This window comes from Bacillus sp. P4_D3, from assembly GCF_056401855.1.
This window is the reverse complement of the sequence record NZ_JBFUIN010000009.1, coordinates 15,355-34,229: the sequence shown is the minus strand read 5'-3', so window position 1 is coordinate 34,229 and position 18,875 is coordinate 15,355. Positions and strand designations below refer to the sequence as shown.

Genomic DNA, 18,875 nt, shown 5'->3' with positions numbered 1-18,875 from the left:
AAGTTATATGAATTATAATTTGATTTCGATATCTACACCAGATGGTAAGTCTAAACGCATTAATGAATCTACTGTTTGTGGAGTAGGACTCACGATGTCGATTAAACGTTTGTGCGTGCGCATTTCGAATTGTTCACGAGAATCTTTGTACTTATGAACAGCACGAAGAATTGTGTAAATAGTCTTCTCAGTTGGTAATGGGATCGGACCAGAAACTGTTGCCCCAGAACGCTTAGCTGTTTCTACAATTTTCTCAGCTGATTGATCAAGAATACGGTGATCATAAGCTTTTAAACGGATACGAATTTTTTCTTTTGCCATTATTTTCCCTCCTTCGTTCGCCTATTTCTAAAATAGACCTTCTCCATGGAAATTTCCCCACACCATGCCATGGCAAAGCGGCCGGGTGTGTCAGCAACCTTCCACTTCATCGCAGTCAAAGACCAACATTGTCTATTATACAATGTTATTCGTCTAGATGCAAGCATCTTTTTGTTTGCATCTGCTTTTCTCTACTTTTGCTATTATACATGGCACTTTAAAGAATATCAAGTTTTCATCTACTCTTATTTAACTTACAGTTTTTGGGTGTCACTTTCGTTTTATATACTATAGAAGAAACTCATTCAAAAATAGAAAATGCATCTCTTTCTTCTATAGTAATAAGCAATAAAAAAACTCAAGGGAGAATCCCTTGAGTTTTTAATAATCTAATTAAAGACTACTCAGCAACGATTGTAGCAACTACACCGTAACCTACTGTACGTCCACCTTCACGAATAGAGAATTTAGTTCCCTCTTCGATAGCGATTGGAGCGATAAGTTCGATAGTCATTTCGATGTTGTCACCAGGCATTACCATTTCAGTACCTTCTGGTAATTGGATGATACCAGTTACGTCAGTTGTACGGAAGTAGAACTGTGGACGGTAGTTAGCGAAGAATGGAGTGTGACGTCCACCTTCTTCTTTAGATAATACGAAAACCTCAGCTTTGAATTTAGCGTGTGCTTTTACAGAGCCAGTTTTAGCAAGAACTTGTCCACGTTGGATGTCTTCACGAGCAACCCCACGAAGTAGAGCACCGATGTTATCTCCAGCTTGAGCTTGGTCAAGAAGCTTACGGAACATTTCTACACCAGTTACAGTTGTATTAGCATTCTCTTCAGCAAGACCGATGATTTCTACTACGTCACCAACTTTAACGATTCCACGCTCAACACGACCAGTTGCAACTGTACCACGACCTGTGATAGAGAATACATCCTCGATAGGCATTAAGAATGGTTTGTCAGTTTCACGTTCTGGAGTTGGGATGTAAGCATCAACTTCAGCCATTAATTCGATGATTTTTTCTTCCCACTCAGCTTCTCCTTGAAGAGCTTTAAGAGCAGAACCTTTAATTACAGGAATATCGTCGCCTGGGAATCCGTATTCAGATAATAGGTCGCGAACTTCCATTTCAACTAATTCTAATAATTCTTCGTCGTCTACCATGTCGCATTTGTTTAAGAATACAACGATGTAAGGAACACCTACTTGACGAGAAAGAAGGATGTGCTCACGTGTTTGAGGCATTGGACCATCAGCAGCAGATACTACTAAGATACCGCCGTCCATTTGAGCAGCACCAGTGATCATGTTTTTAACATAGTCAGCATGACCTGGGCAGTCAACGTGTGCATAGTGACGAGTTTCAGTTTCGTACTCAACGTGTGCAGTTGAGATTGTGATTCCGCGCTCTCTTTCTTCTGGAGCAGCGTCGATTTGATCGTATCCGCGTGCTTCAGCACCACCAGCTTTTGCAAGAACTGTAGTGATCGCAGCAGTTAATGTAGTTTTACCATGGTCAACGTGGCCGATTGTACCGATGTTAACATGGGGTTTAGAACGTTCGAATTTAGCTTTAGCCATTCTAAATTCCTCCTTAGTTTATATAGGTTATTTTATATTTAGACTAGAAAGTGAAACTTAAGTCTCACTTTCTAAGCTTACATAAGTAGTTATACTTGAACAATCGATAAAAATCAATTATTCACCTTTATTTTTTTTAATAATTTCTTCAGAAACAGACTTCGGTACTTCTTCATAATGATCAAATGTCATTGAGAATGTTCCGCGTCCTTGAGTGTTAGAACGTAATGCCGTTGCATAACCGAACATTTCAGAAAGTGGAACCATAGCGCGAACAACTTGTGCGTTACCGCGAGCTTCCATACCTTCTACACGTCCACGACGAGATGTTACGTCACCCATAATGTCACCCATGTACTCTTCAGGAATTACAACTTCAACTTTCATCATTGGCTCAAGAATTACTGGGCTACATTTAGAAACCGCAGCTTTAAGCGCCATAGATGCAGCGATTTTGAACGCCATCTCAGAGGAGTCAACATCATGGTAAGATCCGTCAACTAACGCAGCTTTAATGTCAACTAGTGGATAACCAGCTAGTACACCATTTTTAAGTGAGTCTTCAAGACCCGCTCCAACAGCTGGGATGTATTCACGTGGAACTACACCACCGACAACCTTGTTTTGGAATTCGAATCCTTTACCTTCTTCATTAGGTTCAAACTCAATCCAAACGTGACCGAATTGTCCACGACCACCAGATTGACGAGCGAACTTACCTTCAACTTTCGCAGCAGCGCGGAAAGTCTCACGGTATGCTACCTGAGGAGCACCAACGTTTGCTTCCACTTTGAATTCACGGCGCATACGGTCAACGATGATATCAAGGTGAAGTTCACCCATACCAGCGATGATTGTTTGGCCAGTTTCTTGGTCAGTGTGAGCACGGAATGTTGGATCTTCTTCAGAAAGCTTAGATAATGCTGTACCCATTTTATCTTGGTCAGCTTTAGATTTTGGTTCGATAGCTACAGAGATAACTGGCTCTGGGAATTCCATAGACTCAAGGATAACAAGGCTCTTCTCGTCACAAAGAGTATCACCAGTAGTAGTATCTTTTAAACCTACAGCAGCAGCGATATCACCAGCGTAAACTGTTGAAATCTCTTCACGGCTGTTAGCGTGCATTTGTAGGATACGACCTACACGCTCACGCTTACCTTTAGTTGAGTTTTTCACGTATGATCCAGAGTTTAACACACCAGAATACACACGGAAGAACGTTAACTTACCAACATAAGGGTCAGTCATGATTTTGAATGCTAGAGCTGCGAATGGTTCTTCATCGCTAGACTTACGCTCGATAGCTTCCTCCGTATCCGGAAGAGTACCTTTAATAGCAGGTACATCTAATGGAGATGGTAGGTAGTCAATAACTGCGTCTAACAGAATTTGAACACCTTTATTTTTGAATGCAGAACCACAGATTACTGGGAAGAATTCAACAGAAGTTGTAGCCTTACGGATACCAGCTTTAAGCTCTTCTACAGTGATTTCTTCACCTTCTAGGTACTTCATCATCATTTCTTCATCAAGCTCAGCTACCGCTTCAATAAGTTTTCCACGGTATTCTTCAGCTAATTCTTTGTGCTCTTCAGGAATTTCGACACGCTCGATGTCTGTTCCTAAATCGTTAGCGTACATGTAAGCACACTCTTCAACAAGGTCAATGATACCATTGAACTCATCTTCAGCACCGATTGGTAACTGAATTGGATGTGCGTTTGCTTGTAAACGATCGTGGATTGTTCCTACAGAGTATAAGAAATCTGCACCAATCTTATCCATTTTGTTAACGAATACGATACGAGGTACACCATAAGTAGTAGCCTGACGCCAAACAGTTTCTGTTTGTGGTTCTACACCAGATTGCGCATCAAGTACTGCTACTGCGCCATCAAGTACGCGTAAAGAACGTTCTACTTCTACTGTGAAATCTACGTGTCCTGGAGTGTCAATGATATTTACACGGTGACCTTTCCATTGTGCTGTAGTTGCAGCAGAAGTAATTGTGATACCACGTTCTTGCTCTTGCTCCATCCAGTCCATCTGAGATGCACCTTCATGAGTTTCACCGATTTTATGAATACGTCCTGTGTAATACAGAATACGCTCAGTTGCTGTTGTTTTACCAGCATCGATGTGAGCCATGATACCAATATTACGAGTGTTTTCTAAAGAGAACTCTCTAGTCATTTGGTGTCTTGCTCCTTCCATATATGGATTGGATTATTTTATTTTAAGTAGCAAAAAAGCCACTTTATATTGTTACATATGCCAGTGTCCAGTACCCTCATTATGTAAAACGAGCGCCCAACGAAAGGGAGAGGCATTCTCCCTCTCCACACTTCCATAAGCGACAAATAAAGCGGTTTATGCTTACATTTATTTTACGTTGAATCCTACCAACGGTAATGAGCAAATGCTTTGTTAGCTTCTGCCATTTTATGAGTGTCTTCACGTTTCTTAACAGCTGCACCAGCGTTGTTAGATGCATCTAAGATTTCGTAAGCTAGACGCTCTTCCATAGTTTTTTCACCACGAAGACGAGCATAGTTTACTAACCAGCGAAGACCTAAAGTTGTACGGCGTTCTGGACGAACCTCAACCGGAACTTGGTAGTTAGCACCACCAACACGACGAGCGCGTACTTCAAGAACAGGCATGATGTTCTTAAGAGCTTGCTCGAATACTTCCATTGGTTCTTTATCTGAACGTTCACGAACGATTTCGAAAGCGTTATAAAGAATTGTTTGAGATTTACCTTTTTTACCGTCAACCATCATTTTGTTGATTAGGCGTGTTACAAGCTTAGAATTGTACATTGGATCTGGTAACACGTCACGTTTCGCAACAGGTCCTTTACGAGGCATATTGAGTTCCTCCTTTCATTATAAGTTTATTATTTTTTAGCAGGTTTTGGTCGCTTAGTACCATATTTAGAACGTCCTTGCATACGTTTGTCAACACCAGCTGTATCAAGCGCACCACGAACGATGTGGTAACGTACCCCTGGTAAATCCTTTACTCGACCACCGCGAATTAATACTACGCTATGCTCTTGTAGGTTATGACCGATACCTGGGATGTAAGCTGTAACTTCAATACCATTTGTTAAACGTACACGAGCGTATTTACGTAACGCTGAGTTCGGTTTCTTCGGAGTCATTGTACCAACACGAGTACACACACCACGTTTTTGAGGTGCAGAGATATCAGTTGATTTTTTCTTTAAAGAATTAAAACCTTTGTTTAACGCAGGTGATTTAGACTTCCATACTTTATCAGTACGACCATTTCTCACTAATTGGTTAATAGTAGGCATTTGTTTATCCTCCCTTCGCATGTTTGTATGACCACATATCCAGGTGGTTCATTATTAGTTGAAAACAAAGTTTTTGCAAGGAAGAGCAAATGCTCTCTCCTCACAAAAACAGTTTTAACTTATTATTCCTATTGCTGAAGCTCCCACTTGAATCCCCGAAACTTTTCCAAGCTTACGAACTGATTCAACTTTGGTTATGGGTACGTTATGTTGCAAGGCAGTACGAATGATAACATGGGTTAACCGCACATCAGCATCTTCCGCAATAACAACTTCTTTAACTATACCATTTTTGATTGCTTCCAATGTTCGTTTATAACCAACGACTACATTTTCAGCATTTGACACTTTTTGATAAGACATATAAATATCCTCCAAAGCATCGTTCAGGAGCAACCTTGATTATAGTAACATTTTGTCTCATACAATGTCAACTAGGATTAGCTGTTTTTATACAAAATTTACGACGGAAAATTTTACTGTTCCACATAAACTTCATCGTTTTCTACATTCATGTTATCTTGTGTTGTTTTTACAAGATCCACTTGGCGATAACGATTCATACCTGTTCCAGCAGGAACAAGCTTACCGATAATAACATTCTCTTTCAATCCTAGAAGCTCATCGCGTTTACCCTTAATTGCTGCATCTGTTAGAACACGAGTTGTTTCTTGGAACGATGCTGCAGATAAGAACGAATCAGTTTCAAGTGAAGCTTTAGTAATACCAAGTAGAACTGGTCTAGCTGTTGCTGGTTGTTTACCTTTCAGTAACACCTTCGCATTCGCATCAGTAAACTGATGGATGTCTAGTAATGTTCCTGGTAATACATCTGTTTCACCCGCATCACTTACACGAACTTTACGTAGCATTTGACGTACCATTACTTCTACGTGTTTGTCACCAATTTCTACCCCTTGCATACGGTATACTTTTTGAACTTCACGTAATAAGTATTCTTGAACTGCTGTAATGTCCGTTACTTTTAGTAATTCCTTCGGATCAATAGAACCTTCTGTTAACTCTTTACCGTGGCTAATTGGCTGTCCTAGAGTTACTTTCAGACGAGCACCGTAAGGAATAGCATACGTACGAGCTTCAACTTCACCCTGTACAACTACTTCTTGGCGATCTTTAACATCGTTGATCGCTGCGATAACACCGTCGATTTCACTGATAACTGCCTGACCTTTCGGATTACGAGCTTCGAAGATCTCTTGGATACGAGGTAAACCTTGTGTGATATCATCTCCGGCAACCCCACCTGTATGGAACGTACGCATCGTTAACTGTGTACCTGGCTCACCGATAGATTGAGCTGCGATAATACCTACCGCCTCTCCTACTTCTACGTCTGTACCAGTTGCTAAGTTACGACCGTAACACTTTTTACATACACCATGGCGAGTATTACACGTAAACGCTGAACGAATATTTACAGTTTCAACACCCGACTTTTCAACGATATGAGCAATATCTTCAGTAATTAATTGATTTTCAGCAATTAATACTTCACCTGTTTCAGGATGTTTTACAGTTTTTCTCGCAAAACGTCCAACAAGACGATCATATAGTGACTCAATAACTTCATTACCCTCTTTAATCGCACCAATTAGTAAACCACGATCTGTCCCACAATCATCTTGACGAACAATTACATCTTGTGCAACGTCTACAAGACGACGTGTTAAGTAACCAGAATCGGCAGTTTTAAGTGCTGTATCGGCAAGACCTTTACGCGCACCATGCGTAGAGATGAAGTACTCAAGTACTGTTAAACCTTCACGGAAACTTGATTTGATCGGAAGCTCAATGATACGACCAGATGGATTGGCCATCAGACCACGCATACCAGCAAGCTGAGTAAAGTTCGATGCGTTACCACGGGCACCGGAATCACTCATCATGAAGATTGGGTTGCGTTTATTCAAGGATTTCATCAGTTTTCCTTGGATAACATCTTTTGCATTACTCCAAATAGAGATAACGCGATCGTAACGTTCTTCTTCCGTGATTAAACCGCGACGGAATTGTTTAATTACATTATCTACTTTTGCTTGTGCTTCATGGAGAATTTCATTTTTTTCGCCTAATACAAGAATGTCTGATACCCCAACTGTAATACCAGCTTTTGTAGAGTATTTAAATCCTAAGTTTTTCATACGGTCAAGCATGCGAGATGTTTCCGTAATTTGGAAACGTTTGAATACTTCCGCAATAATGTTACCAAGGATTTTCTTGCTAAATGGCGCCACTTCTTCGCGACTAGCAATAATTTCTTTAATGTTCGCACCTTTTTCAACGAAATATTCCGCTGGTGTTTCTTTTTCAAGGTTTGAGTTTGTTGGTTCATTAATATAAGGGAACGACTCTGGTAAGATTTCGTTAAATATTAATTTACCAACTGTTGTTAATAGAAGCTTACTCTTTTGCTCTTCAGTAAACGTTACATTATTTACCGAACTCGCAGCAACTGCAACACGTGTGTGCAGATGTACATATCCATTTTGGTATGCAAGTATTGCTTCGTTTGCATCTTTGAAGACCATACCTTCACCGATTGCACCCTCGCGCTCAAGTGTTAAGTAATAGTTACCTAATACCATATCTTGAGATGGAGTAACAACTGGTTTTCCGTCTTTTGGATTCAAGATGTTTTGTGCCGCTAACATAAGAATACGAGCTTCCGCTTGTGCCTCTGATGATAACGGAACGTGAACCGCCATTTGGTCACCGTCAAAGTCCGCGTTGTATGCAGTACATACAAGTGGGTGAAGACGGATTGCACGACCCTCTACTAGTGTAGGTTCAAACGCCTGGATACCAAGACGGTGAAGTGTTGGTGCGCGGTTTAGAAGTACTGGATGCTCTTTGATCACAGATTCTAAAACGTCCCAAACTTCAGGGTGTACACGCTCGATTTTACGTTTAGCACTCTTAATGTTGTGTGCTAATCCTTTTCCAACTAACTCTTTCATAACGAAAGGTTTAAACAATTCAAGTGCCATTTCTTTCGGCAATCCACATTGGTACATCTTTAAGTTCGGTCCTACAACGATTACAGAACGGCCAGAGTAGTCAACACGTTTACCTAATAAGTTTTGACGGAAACGTCCTTGTTTACCTTTAAGCATGTGAGATAGTGATTTTAATGGACGGTTACCTGGTCCAGTAACTGGACGGCCACGGCGACCATTATCGATTAATGCGTCTACAGCTTCTTGTAACATACGTTTTTCGTTTTGAACGATGATGCTTGGTGCACCTAAGTCCAATAGACGTTTTAAACGGTTGTTACGGTTAATTACACGACGATATAAGTCATTTAAGTCAGAAGTAGCAAAACGTCCACCATCTAACTGTACCATCGGGCGTAGTTCTGGTGGGATAACTGGAAGAACCTCTAAGATCATCCAAGATGGGTGATTTCCAGAGTTACGGAATGCTTCTAATACTTCTAGACGTTTAATAGCACGAGTACGGCGTTGTCCTTGTGCTGTTTTTAATTCTTCTTTTAAGAAGTCTACTTCTTTATCTAAATCGATGTCTTGCAGTAATTTTTTAATCGCTTCTGCACCCATAGCAGCATGGAATGTACTGCCATATCGATCACGATATGCACGGTATTCTTTTTCAGAAAGTAATTGCTTCTTATCAAGTGGTGTATCTCCACTTTCTGTTACAACATAAGAAGCGAAATAAATTACTTCTTCAAGCGCGCGAGGGGACATGTCTAAGACAAGTCCCATGCGGCTCGGGATACCTTTGAAATACCAAATATGAGATACAGGAGCAGCTAATTCGATATGACCCATACGTTCACGACGAACTTTTGCACGCGTTACTTCAACGCCACATCGATCACAAACTACACCTTTATAACGTACACGTTTATATTTTCCGCAATGACATTCCCAGTCCTTTTGTGGTCCGAAAATACGCTCACAGAACAAGCCATCTTTTTCAGGCTTTAACGTACGATAGTTAATTGTTTCTGGTTTCTTAACTTCACCGTATGACCAAGAACGAATCTTGTCAGGTGAAGCAAGTCCAATCTTCATATATTCAAAGTTATTTACATCTATCAAGGGGCCTACCTCCCTTTTAGTCTACAGGTTATCCCAATTATTCCTTAGTTGTCTCAACTTCAACATTCAATTTATCTGCTGATTGATGATCATCATCTTCCGTATCACGCATTTCAATTTCTGTATCGTTGATCGACATCATTTTAACGTCCATACCTAAACTTTGCAGTTCTTTAATCAATACTTTGAATGATTCAGGAACGCCTGGTTCTGGAACATTTTCACCTTTAACAATTGCTTCATACGTCTTAACACGTCCAATAACATCATCAGACTTCACTGTTAAGATTTCTTGAAGAGTATAAGCGGCACCATAAGCTTCAAGTGCCCAAACCTCCATCTCACCGAAACGCTGTCCACCGAACTGAGCTTTACCTCCAAGAGGTTGCTGCGTTACAAGTGAGTATGGTCCAGTAGAACGAGCATGAAGCTTATCGTCAACCATGTGCGCAAGTTTGATCATATACATGACACCAACAGATACACGGTTATCGAATGGCTCACCAGTACGTCCGTCATACAGGATTGTTTTCGCGTCATTTGCCATACCAGCTTCTTCAATTGTGCCCCATACATCTTCCTCACGAGCACCATCGAATACCGGTGTTGCAATGTGAATACCAAGGTATCTTGCTGCCATACCAAGATGAAGCTCTAATACCTGACCGATATTCATACGAGATGGTACCCCCAATGGGTTTAACATGATATCGATTGGCGTACCATCTGGTAAGTAAGGCATATCTTCTTCCGGTAAAATACGGGAAATAACACCTTTGTTACCATGACGACCGGCCATTTTGTCACCTTCAGAAATTTTACGCTTTTGAACGATATATGCACGTACAAGTTGATTCACGCCTGGTGGCAATTCATCGCCATCTTCACGGTTAAACACTTTTACGTCTAAGATAATACCGCCACCACCGTGTGGTACACGTAGTGATGTATCACGTACTTCACGTGCTTTCTCACCGAAGATTGCATGTAATAGACGTTCTTCTGCCGTTAATTCTGTTACACCTTTTGGCGTTACTTTACCAACAAGTAGATCTCCATCTTTTACTTCAGCACCGACGCGAATAATACCGCGCTCGTCAAGATTACGAAGTGCATCTTCTCCAACATTCGGGATATCACGTGTAATTTCTTCTGGTCCAAGCTTCGTATCACGAGCTTCTGATTCATATTCTTCAATATGGATAGAAGTGTACACATCATCTTTTACAAGGCGCTCACTCATGATGATCGCATCCTCATAGTTATAACCGTCCCATGTCATAAAGCCAACAAGCACGTTACGTCCAAGAGCTAGTTCACCTAGTTCCATAGAAGGACCATCCGCAAGGATTTCACCTTTTACAACTTGGTCTCCAACACTTACGATTGGACGTTGGTTGTAGCAAGTTCCTTGGTTAGAACGAATGAATTTTTGCATTTTGTAGCGATCTAAGTCGCCTTTTACTGTTTGACCGTCAACGTCTACATAGCGACGTACCCAAACTTCACGTGCTTCTACGCGCTCAACAACACCAGGCTGTTTACAGATTACTGCAGCACCTGAGTCTTTTGCTGATACGTACTCCATACCTGTACCTACAATCGGAGATTCCGGATTTATTAACGGAACCGCCTGACGTTGCATGTTCGCTCCCATAAGTGCGCGGTTAGAGTCATCGTTTTCTAAGAACGGAATACAAGCTGTCGCTGCCGACACTACTTGTTTTGGAGATACATCCATGTAGTCGATGCGTTCTTTATTTGTGACAATGTTTTCACCACGGAAACGAGCTACGATATCTTCATCAAGGAATTCCCCTACTTCAGATAATTTCATATTCGCTTGGGCTACAACATAGTTATCTTCTTCATCTGCTGTTAAATAATCAACCTGCCCTGTTACAAGACCAGTTTCTGGGTCAACACGACGGTATGGCGTTTCAATGAAACCAAACTCATTTACTTTCGCAAACGAAGATAATGAGTTAATCAAACCGATGTTTGGTCCCTCTGGTGTTTCGATTGGACACATACGACCATAGTGAGAGTAGTGAACGTCACGTACTTCAAAGCCTGCGCGCTCACGCGTTAAACCACCGGGTCCTAATGCAGATAGTCTTCGTTTGTGAGTTAACTCTGCTAATGGGTTTGTTTGATCCATGAACTGAGATAACTGAGAACTTCCGAAGAACTCTTTAATAGATGCAATAACCGGGCGAATGTTAATTAACGCTTGTGGTGTAATTGCATTTGTATCTTGAATCGACATTCTCTCACGAACAACACGTTCCATACGAGAAAGACCGATACGGAATTGGTTTTGTAGTAACTCTCCTACAGAACGCAGACGACGATTTCCTAAGTGGTCAATATCATCTGTATCCCCTACTTTATATAGCAAGTTAAAGAAGTAGCTAATAGAAGCAAGAATATCACCTGGTGTGATGTTTTTTATATCACGAGTAATATTTGCATTCCCAATTACGTTTATAGATCGTTCGCCTTCTGATTCTGGAGCATAGATCTTAATAGATTGCAGCTCAACATCGCCTGCTACCACTCCACCCATTGGTTTCGCTGTTTTGAATCCAATGTTTTTCTCTAAGTAAGGTAGAATACGATCCAGTGTACGACGATCTAAGACTGTTCCTTCTGCCGCTAAAATTTCACCAGTTTCTGGATCCACCAGTGTTTCAGCTAAACGTTGGTTAAACAATCTGTTTTTAATGTGTAGCTTTTTGTTGATCTTATAGCGACCTACATTTGCTAAATCGTAGCGCTTCGGATCAAAGAAACGAGACACAAGTAAGCTCTTTGCATTTTCTACTGTTGGTGGTTCACCAGGGCGTAGACGCTCATAAATTTCAAGCAATGCTTTCTCTGTGCTATCTGTGTTGTCTTTTTCTAACGTATTGCTTAAGTATTCGTTATCACCTAAAAGCTCGGTGATTTCTTGATCAGAGCCAAACCCTAATGCGCGTAACAAAACAGTTACAGGAAGTTTACGCGTACGGTCAATACGCACATATACAACATCCTTAGCATCTGTTTCATACTCTAACCAAGCTCCGCGGTTTGGAATTACAGTAGCAGTAAAACCACGTTTTCCGTTTTTATCCACTTTGCCACTATAGTATACGCTTGGAGAGCGAACTAACTGGGAAACGATAACACGTTCTGCACCGTTAATTACGAATGTTCCAGTCTCTGTCATGAGTGGGAAATCTCCCATGAACACATCTTGTTCTTTTACTTCACCAGTTTCCTTGTTGATTAGACGCACTTTTACACGAAGTGGTGCTGCATACGTCACATCACGCTCTTTGCATTCTTCTACAGAGTATTTAGGTTCACCTAAGCTGTAGTCGATAAATTCAAGCGATAGATTTCCCGTAAAGTCTTCGATCGGAGAAATGTCTTGGAACATTTCTCGCAAACCCTCATCAAGAAACCACTGATAAGAAGAGGTTTGAATTTCGATAAGATTTGGTAACTCTAATACTTCACTAATACGGGCATAACTTCTTCGTTGGCGGTGGCGTCCGTATTGAACTAGTTGACCTGTCAACTGCTTCACCCCTCAAATCATGAGTATTATAAATGCACAAAAAAATTTGTGCAAAAATCACAAATAAATACAACTACTGCTATTAGCGTAGTTTTTTTCTCTTAAAGATAGATACGTTGAGTCTTTCTATCTGCTCAAAAAAGAAAAATGGCTTCTATAAGAAAACCATCATTCTGTTTCATAATCTGCTGATTTTACTATCTTTTCCAAGAGAAACAAAAATATACATCTTTCTCAACGCAGAAAATCATATATTGGCATTGTATAATGTTAACATAGCCAAAAATAACCGTCAACGCTTTTTTGATTTTATGATATAATATCCTTTTTTCTTTTCTACAACTTCAACTTCAGAAAATGCTTCTTCTAGTTTTTTAAGCGCAGATGGCGCACCTTGTTTCTTTTGAATAACAATCCACAATTCTCCACCTGAAACTAAATACTCCACAGCCTTTTCTAAAATCTCATGCACGATATCTTTACCAGCACGAATTGGAGGATTAGATAGAATAGCAGCATACTTGCCATCTACATTTTCATAGACACTACTTTGCAAAATACGTATATTTTCAATTCTGTTATTAGCGGCATTTTCTTTTGCAAGTCCCAAGGCCCTTTCATTCACATCCACCATGTGAATTTCACGATCTTGAAACTCTTTCGCTAACGACAAACCGATTGGACCGTACCCACATCCTACGTCTAACACATTACCTTTAACATCTGGCATTTGAAACGCTTCAATTAAAAGACGAGAACCAAAGTCCACTTCGTTTTTCGAGAACACCCCATGGTCAGATAAAAAAGTAAATCGAGATTCACGAAGTGTAAATTCCCATCGTTTACGATCACTTTTACTAGAAGGGTCGTTAGAAAAATAATGGTCTGCCATATGGCCACCTCTTTTCTTTACAGTTAAAAAAAAAGCTCGCATGAGAGCGAGCTTTTTTTAAAAGCACCAAAAGTTAATTACTTAACTTCTACAGCAGCGCCAACCTCTTCAAGTTTAGCTTTCATTTCTTCAGCTTCCTCTTTAGTAACGCCTTCTTTGATTGCTTTTGGAGTGTTGTCAACTAATTCTTTAGCTTCTTTTAAGCCAAGACCAGTGATTTCACGTACAGCTTTGATAACTTTGATTTTTTGAGCGCCAGCACTTGCAAGTACTACGTCAAATTCAGTTTGCTCAGCAGCAGCTTCACCAGCGCCACCAGCTACAGCTACAGGAGCAGCAGCAGTTACGCCGAATTCTTCCTCGATAGCTTTTACTAAGTCGTTAAGTTCTAATACAGTCATAGATTTAACTGCTTCAATGATTTGTTCTTTAGTCATTGTAAATATCCTCCCTTAAATAGGTTTGTATTGTTTTATAGATAACAAGTAATTATCTTTTAAAAAATTAAGCGCCTTGCTCTTCCTTTTGATCTGCAACTGCTTTAGTAGCAAGTGCAAGGTTACGGATTGGAGCTTGAAGAACGCTAAGAAGCATAGAAAGTAAGCCTTCACGTGATGGAAGAGTAGCGATAGCTTTAACCTCATCAAGTGTTACAAGTTTACCTTCGATTACGCCTGCTTTAATTTCTAAAGCTTCATGATTTTTAGCGAAGTCGTTTAATACTTTCGCAGGAGCAACTACATCCTCGTTACTGAACGCGATTGCGTTTGGTCCTGTTAAGAATTCGTTTAACTCAGCCATTTCAGCAGACTCTGCAGCACGACGAGTTAAAGAGTTTTTGTAAACTTTGAACTCAACGCCAGCTTCACGTAAGTTTTTACGTAATTCTGTTGCTTCAGAAACTGTTAAACCACGGTAGTCAACAACAATTGTAGATTTACTCGCGCGAAGTTTTTCAGCGATTTCAGTTACAACTTGTTGTTTAGTTTCGATTACTTTGCTCATGTTATTACACCTCCTGTAGATTATATAGAAGATGTACCGAAAGTGCACTAAAAACCTCCATGCCCAACTTGTAGACATGGAGGCATATAGTCACAGAAAAAAGATTCCGCTTCGTATATTAACACCTAGGTAGGGAATTAAGTCGAATCGACTCCTACTGTCTACGGTACACTATTAAAATTCACAACATAAATGATTATATTAAAACTTCTTTAAGAAGTCAACTTCCAATTTTTACGCAAGTGTAGAAACGTCTACGCGTACGCCAGGTCCCATTGTAGAAGCAACAGTTGCGTTCTTCATGTAAGTACCTTTTGCAGCAGCTGGCTTAGCTTTTTGTAGCGTGTCAGCAATTGTTTTGAAGTTTTCTACTAATTTAGCATCTTCGAAAGATACTTTACCGATTGGAACGTGGATGTTACCAGCTTTATCAACGCGGTATTCAACTTTACCAGCTTTGATTTCGTTAACAGCTTTAGTTACATCGAAAGTAACTGTTCCAGTTTTAGGGTTTGGCATTAAACCTTTAGGTCCTAATACACGACCAAGTTTACCAACTTCACCCATCATATCAGGAGTTGCTACTACTACATCGAAATCGAACCAACCTTTTTGGATTTTACCGATGTAATCAGCATCGCCTACGAATTCAGCGCCAGCAGCTTCTGCTTCTTTTGCTTTTTCGCCTTTAGCGAATACTAATACACGTTGTACTTTACCAGTACCGTGTGGAAGAACAACTGCACCACGAATTTGTTGGTCAGCTTTCTTAGGGTCAACACCTAAACGGAATGCAGCTTCTACAGTTGCATCAAATTTAGCTGTGTTTGTTTTCTTTACTAATTCTACTGCTTCTGTTGCAGAGTAAGCAGATGCACGATCAACAAGCTTCGCAGCTTCAACGTACTTTTTACCTCTTTTAGCCATGTTTGTTTCCTCCTTGAATGTGGTTTTAGCGGAATAACCTCCCACGTTTACGCCTTCATTCCGGGAACCCCCGAGGATGTGCGCCCATCCATTTATTTAAAAATGATAATCATTTACGATAATAAAGGTTGCGAATTGGAATTCCAGACCCGCAACCTTTTTTACAAAAAACAAATCGAATTAGTCTTCGATAACGATGCCCATACTGCGCGCAGTACCTTCAACCATACGCATTGCAGCTTCTACACTAGCAGCGTTTAGGTCAGGCATTTTAGTTTCAGCGATTTCGCGTACTTTATCACGCTTAACAGTTGCCACTTTATTACGGTTTGGTTCACCAGAACCAGACTCAATACCAGCTACTTTCTTAAGAAGAACAGCAGCAGGAGGAGTTTTAGTAATGAAAGTGAATGAACGGTCCTCAAATACCGTAATTTCAACAGGGATGATAAGACCAGCTTGATCAGCTGTACGAGCGTTAAACTCTTTACAGAAGCCCATGATGTTAACACCTGCTTGTCCTAATGCTGGACCAACCGGCGGAGCTGGATTAGCTTTACCTGCAGGAATTTGAAGTTTTACTATTTTAATTACCTTTTTAGCCACGAGACACACCTCCTTAAGTCCGTGATGTGGTCAATTGGGCAGTGATTTGCCCTCCCACTTCATATTTTATCATAATGATAAAATCTTTTTCAAAAAACGTCTCCGTTACCGAAGACGTACTGACTTAAAAGATATTATCACTTTTTACAATTCATTTCAAGTTTCATTTTATAATTTTTCAATTTGATGGAAATCAAGTTCAACCGGAGTCTCGCGACCGAACATGTCTACAAGCACGCTAACTTTTTTCTTTTCCACATCAATTTCTTCAATCGCACCTGTATAATCCGCGAATGGCCCCTCATTTACACGCACTGTTTCATGAAGTTCAAATTCGAAATCAACCACTTCATTGTCCATTCCCATATGCTTCATGATGGTAACAACTTCCTCTTCCAATAGAGGCGATGGTTTAGATCCTGAACCAGAAGAACCAACAAAACCTGTTACTCCTGGCGTATTACGAACAACATACCAAGAATCGTCAGTCATGATTAGTTCTACTAATACGTAACCTGGGAACACTTTTCTTTTCGTTATTTTTTCTTTACCATTTTTCATTTCTACTTCTACTTCTTCCGGGACAACAACACGGAAAATTTTATCTTGCATACCCATTGATTCTACACGTTTCTCTAGGTTTGCTTTTACTTTATTTTCATATCCAGAATAAGTATGGACAACATACCAACTTTTTTCCATTCATTTAGGACGAGCGTCCTTCCCTCCCTGACGTACATTTTTTTGCGCAAATGAAAAAACCCGTTCACCGGGCTTTTACACAGTTCTTATAAATAACATTATATCATGGATAAGTGCTTCTTATTCAAGAATTAACCAAGAATTAACCGAATTAAAGAAGAAATGCCCATATCAACCACTGCGAAGAAAATCGCAAAGAACACAACTGTCGCGATAACAGTCGTTGTTGAGCGGAGTAATTCATCTTTTTTAGGCCAACTTACTTTTTTCATTTCGCGACCTACATCGCCGAAAAAGTTCGTTAAACGCATCTACGGGACCTCCAGTGTATTATTTATTTTGTTTCTTTGTGAACTGTATGCTTATTGCATGTTTTACAAAACTTCTTTATCTCAAGTCGCTCTACTGAGCTCGTATCTTTCATCGTAGAGTAGTTTCGATTTTTACACTCTTCACATGAGAGTACAACTTTTTTCCTCATTAGTTACACCAACCTTGTAACATTGTCCCTAAAAATGTATCATACAACAAAAGACAATGTCAATGTCATGACTTTCACTCTCTTAACAAAAAGAAAACAGGTGAATTATTTTACACCTGCGGCACTTGCTATGAATTTAAAGTTGTACTCTCTCTCATCTCCATATATCTTTCTAATTTCCTTTTTACACGCTGCAATGCGTTATCAATAGATTTCACGTGCCTGTTTAACTGTTCTGAAATTTCTTGATAGGAACGACCATCTAAGTATAAAGAGAGCACTTTTCTTTCTAAATCGCTTAATAATTCAGATATTTTTGATTCTATGTCTGTATATTCTTCCTGACTGATAATCATCTCTTCTGGATCAGTTACTTTCGATTCCGAAATAACATCTAATAGTGTTCGATCAGATTCCTCATCGTAAATTGGCTTGTCTAAAGACACATACGAATTTAACGGAATATGTTTTTGCCTTGTTGCTGTTTTAATAGCGGTAATAATTTGTCGAGTGATACACAGTTCAGCAAATGCTTTGAACGAAGACAGCTTGTCCCCTTTATAATCACGAATGGCTTTAAACAACCCAATCATGCCTTCTTGAACAATGTCTTCTCGATCGGCACCTACTAAGAAATAAGATCTTGATTTCGCGCGAACAAAGTTCTTATATTTGTGAATTAAATATTCTAGAGCGTCAGTATTACCTTTTCGAACTAACTCAACGATTGCCTCATCCTCTAAATCACGAAATGTAACGTCGCCTACACTTACGAAGCCTGCTTCCACCCTGATCCCTCCGACCGCTATATATTTAGCAATATTATACAGTAAAAAGATAAAGAGCGTCAATGCCTCAACGCTCTCCTCTTCTTAATTTTTCTAATTTTTCTGTAATATCCTCACTAAATATCTTTCGCATGGCGGGTTGCTTTTCTTTCGTGTCTTTTGTACACCTTCTTACTTGTTGTTCCATCGCTTGCACTTCTAACTCTAATTCACGCGCAGATTTTCGAAGTGCACCTTGCGCAAATATAATCCATTGCTCCGTATAATCCGAAGTTGCAACGTATATTTGTGTATTTATATTTCTAAGCTCAATCGCAAGTTGTTCTATCTTTTCATCTGCAGTTTGATTCTTTCTCGTGAATATTACTTCCACCCGCGATTGTTTCATCTTTTTTTCAATACCATAGACTGTATAGGCATCAAAGACAATCATTACCTTTGTGCCTGTATAGCCTTGATAATCCGCCATCTTATCAATAAGTGCGTCTCTTGATGACTGTAAATCTACATCCCGCAGTTTCTTCAAGTCTCCCCAAGCCCCGATAATGTTGTAACCGTCAACGATTAAAATATCGTTCATT

Annotated in this window: 18 protein-coding genes and 1 other annotated feature; all 18 genes read right to left on the bottom strand. The window is 40.0% G+C overall.

Annotated features, from left to right (window positions below):
• Positions 1-12 precede the first annotated feature (12 nt).
• The 18 genes from rpsJ to AC1DTM_RS03285 all read right to left on the bottom strand — a co-directional run bounded on the left by rpsJ (position 13) and on the right by AC1DTM_RS03285 (position 18,874).
• Positions 13-321 carry a 30S ribosomal protein S10 gene (gene rpsJ / locus AC1DTM_RS03370; protein WP_001040595.1) on the bottom strand — a complete coding sequence of 103 codons (309 nt, stop codon included), beginning with the start codon at positions 319-321 and terminating at the stop codon, positions 13-15.
• A 400-nt stretch (positions 322-721) separates the two neighbouring features.
• Positions 722-1,912 carry an elongation factor Tu gene (gene tuf, locus AC1DTM_RS03365; RefSeq protein WP_002159605.1) on the bottom strand — a complete coding sequence of 397 codons (1,191 nt, stop codon included), beginning with the start codon at positions 1,910-1,912 and terminating at the stop codon, positions 722-724.
• A gap of 117 nt (positions 1,913-2,029) precedes the next feature.
• A complete protein-coding gene (fusA, locus tag AC1DTM_RS03360) occupies positions 2,030-4,108 on the bottom strand; it encodes an elongation factor G (RefSeq protein ID WP_002159606.1) in 2,079 nt (692 codons plus the stop codon).
• Between the two features lie 206 nt (positions 4,109-4,314).
• Positions 4,315-4,785, bottom strand: a complete 471-nt coding sequence (gene rpsG, locus AC1DTM_RS03355; protein WP_002063416.1) for a 30S ribosomal protein S7 — start codon at positions 4,783-4,785, stop codon at positions 4,315-4,317.
• A gap of 29 nt (positions 4,786-4,814) precedes the next feature.
• Positions 4,815-5,237, bottom strand: a complete 423-nt coding sequence (gene rpsL / locus AC1DTM_RS03350; protein ID WP_001142341.1) for a 30S ribosomal protein S12 — start codon at positions 5,235-5,237, stop codon at positions 4,815-4,817.
• A gap of 114 nt (positions 5,238-5,351) precedes the next feature.
• The gene (locus AC1DTM_RS03345; RefSeq protein ID WP_088098626.1) at positions 5,352-5,600 is read right to left on the bottom strand and encodes a ribosomal L7Ae/L30e/S12e/Gadd45 family protein; all 249 of its coding nucleotides are present in this window, start codon (positions 5,598-5,600) and stop codon (positions 5,352-5,354) included.
• A gap of 113 nt (positions 5,601-5,713) precedes the next feature.
• Complete coding sequence (gene rpoC, locus AC1DTM_RS03340; RefSeq protein ID WP_002091510.1) at positions 5,714-9,325, bottom strand: DNA-directed RNA polymerase subunit beta'; 3,612 nt, start codon at positions 9,323-9,325, stop codon at positions 5,714-5,716.
• A 37-nt stretch (positions 9,326-9,362) separates the two neighbouring features.
• On the bottom strand, positions 9,363-12,893 hold the full coding sequence (gene rpoB / locus AC1DTM_RS03335) for a DNA-directed RNA polymerase subunit beta (RefSeq protein WP_002159608.1): 3,531 nt from the start codon (positions 12,891-12,893) through the stop codon (positions 9,363-9,365).
• A gap of 292 nt (positions 12,894-13,185) precedes the next feature.
• On the bottom strand, positions 13,186-13,785 hold the full coding sequence (locus AC1DTM_RS03330) for a class I SAM-dependent methyltransferase (RefSeq protein ID WP_016103300.1): 600 nt from the start codon (positions 13,783-13,785) through the stop codon (positions 13,186-13,188).
• A gap of 77 nt (positions 13,786-13,862) precedes the next feature.
• Positions 13,863-14,222: a 50S ribosomal protein L7/L12 gene (gene rplL, locus AC1DTM_RS03325; RefSeq protein WP_002009788.1), complete on the bottom strand. Its 360-nt coding sequence runs from the start codon at positions 14,220-14,222 to the stop codon at positions 13,863-13,865.
• 67 nt (positions 14,223-14,289) lie between these two features.
• Complete coding sequence (gene rplJ / locus AC1DTM_RS03320) at positions 14,290-14,790, bottom strand: 50S ribosomal protein L10 (protein ID WP_002009790.1); 501 nt, start codon at positions 14,788-14,790, stop codon at positions 14,290-14,292.
• 39 nt (positions 14,791-14,829) lie between these two features.
• Positions 14,830-14,975: a sequence feature (ribosomal protein L10 leader region), on the bottom strand.
• Between the two features lie 49 nt (positions 14,976-15,024).
• Positions 15,025-15,717, bottom strand: a complete 693-nt coding sequence (rplA, locus tag AC1DTM_RS03315; protein ID WP_002009792.1) for a 50S ribosomal protein L1 — start codon at positions 15,715-15,717, stop codon at positions 15,025-15,027.
• Positions 15,718-15,897: 180 nt separating this feature from the next.
• A complete protein-coding gene (rplK, locus tag AC1DTM_RS03310; protein ID WP_002159610.1) occupies positions 15,898-16,323 on the bottom strand; it encodes a 50S ribosomal protein L11 in 426 nt (141 codons plus the stop codon).
• A gap of 168 nt (positions 16,324-16,491) precedes the next feature.
• Positions 16,492-17,025 carry a transcription termination/antitermination protein NusG gene (gene nusG / locus AC1DTM_RS03305; RefSeq protein ID WP_002009795.1) on the bottom strand — a complete coding sequence of 178 codons (534 nt, stop codon included), beginning with the start codon at positions 17,023-17,025 and terminating at the stop codon, positions 16,492-16,494.
• A gap of 131 nt (positions 17,026-17,156) precedes the next feature.
• On the bottom strand, positions 17,157-17,336 hold the full coding sequence (gene secE / locus AC1DTM_RS03300) for a preprotein translocase subunit SecE (protein WP_002009797.1): 180 nt from the start codon (positions 17,334-17,336) through the stop codon (positions 17,157-17,159).
• Between the two features lie 23 nt (positions 17,337-17,359).
• Complete coding sequence (gene rpmG / locus AC1DTM_RS03295; protein WP_012260172.1) at positions 17,360-17,506, bottom strand: 50S ribosomal protein L33; 147 nt, start codon at positions 17,504-17,506, stop codon at positions 17,360-17,362.
• A gap of 128 nt (positions 17,507-17,634) precedes the next feature.
• The gene (locus AC1DTM_RS03290) at positions 17,635-18,294 is read right to left on the bottom strand and encodes an RNA polymerase factor sigma-70 (RefSeq protein WP_002009799.1); all 660 of its coding nucleotides are present in this window, start codon (positions 18,292-18,294) and stop codon (positions 17,635-17,637) included.
• 67 nt (positions 18,295-18,361) lie between these two features.
• Positions 18,362-18,874 carry an NYN domain-containing protein gene (locus tag AC1DTM_RS03285; RefSeq protein WP_002009801.1) on the bottom strand — a complete coding sequence of 171 codons (513 nt, stop codon included), beginning with the start codon at positions 18,872-18,874 and terminating at the stop codon, positions 18,362-18,364.
• Position 18,875: the final 1 nt, after the last annotated feature.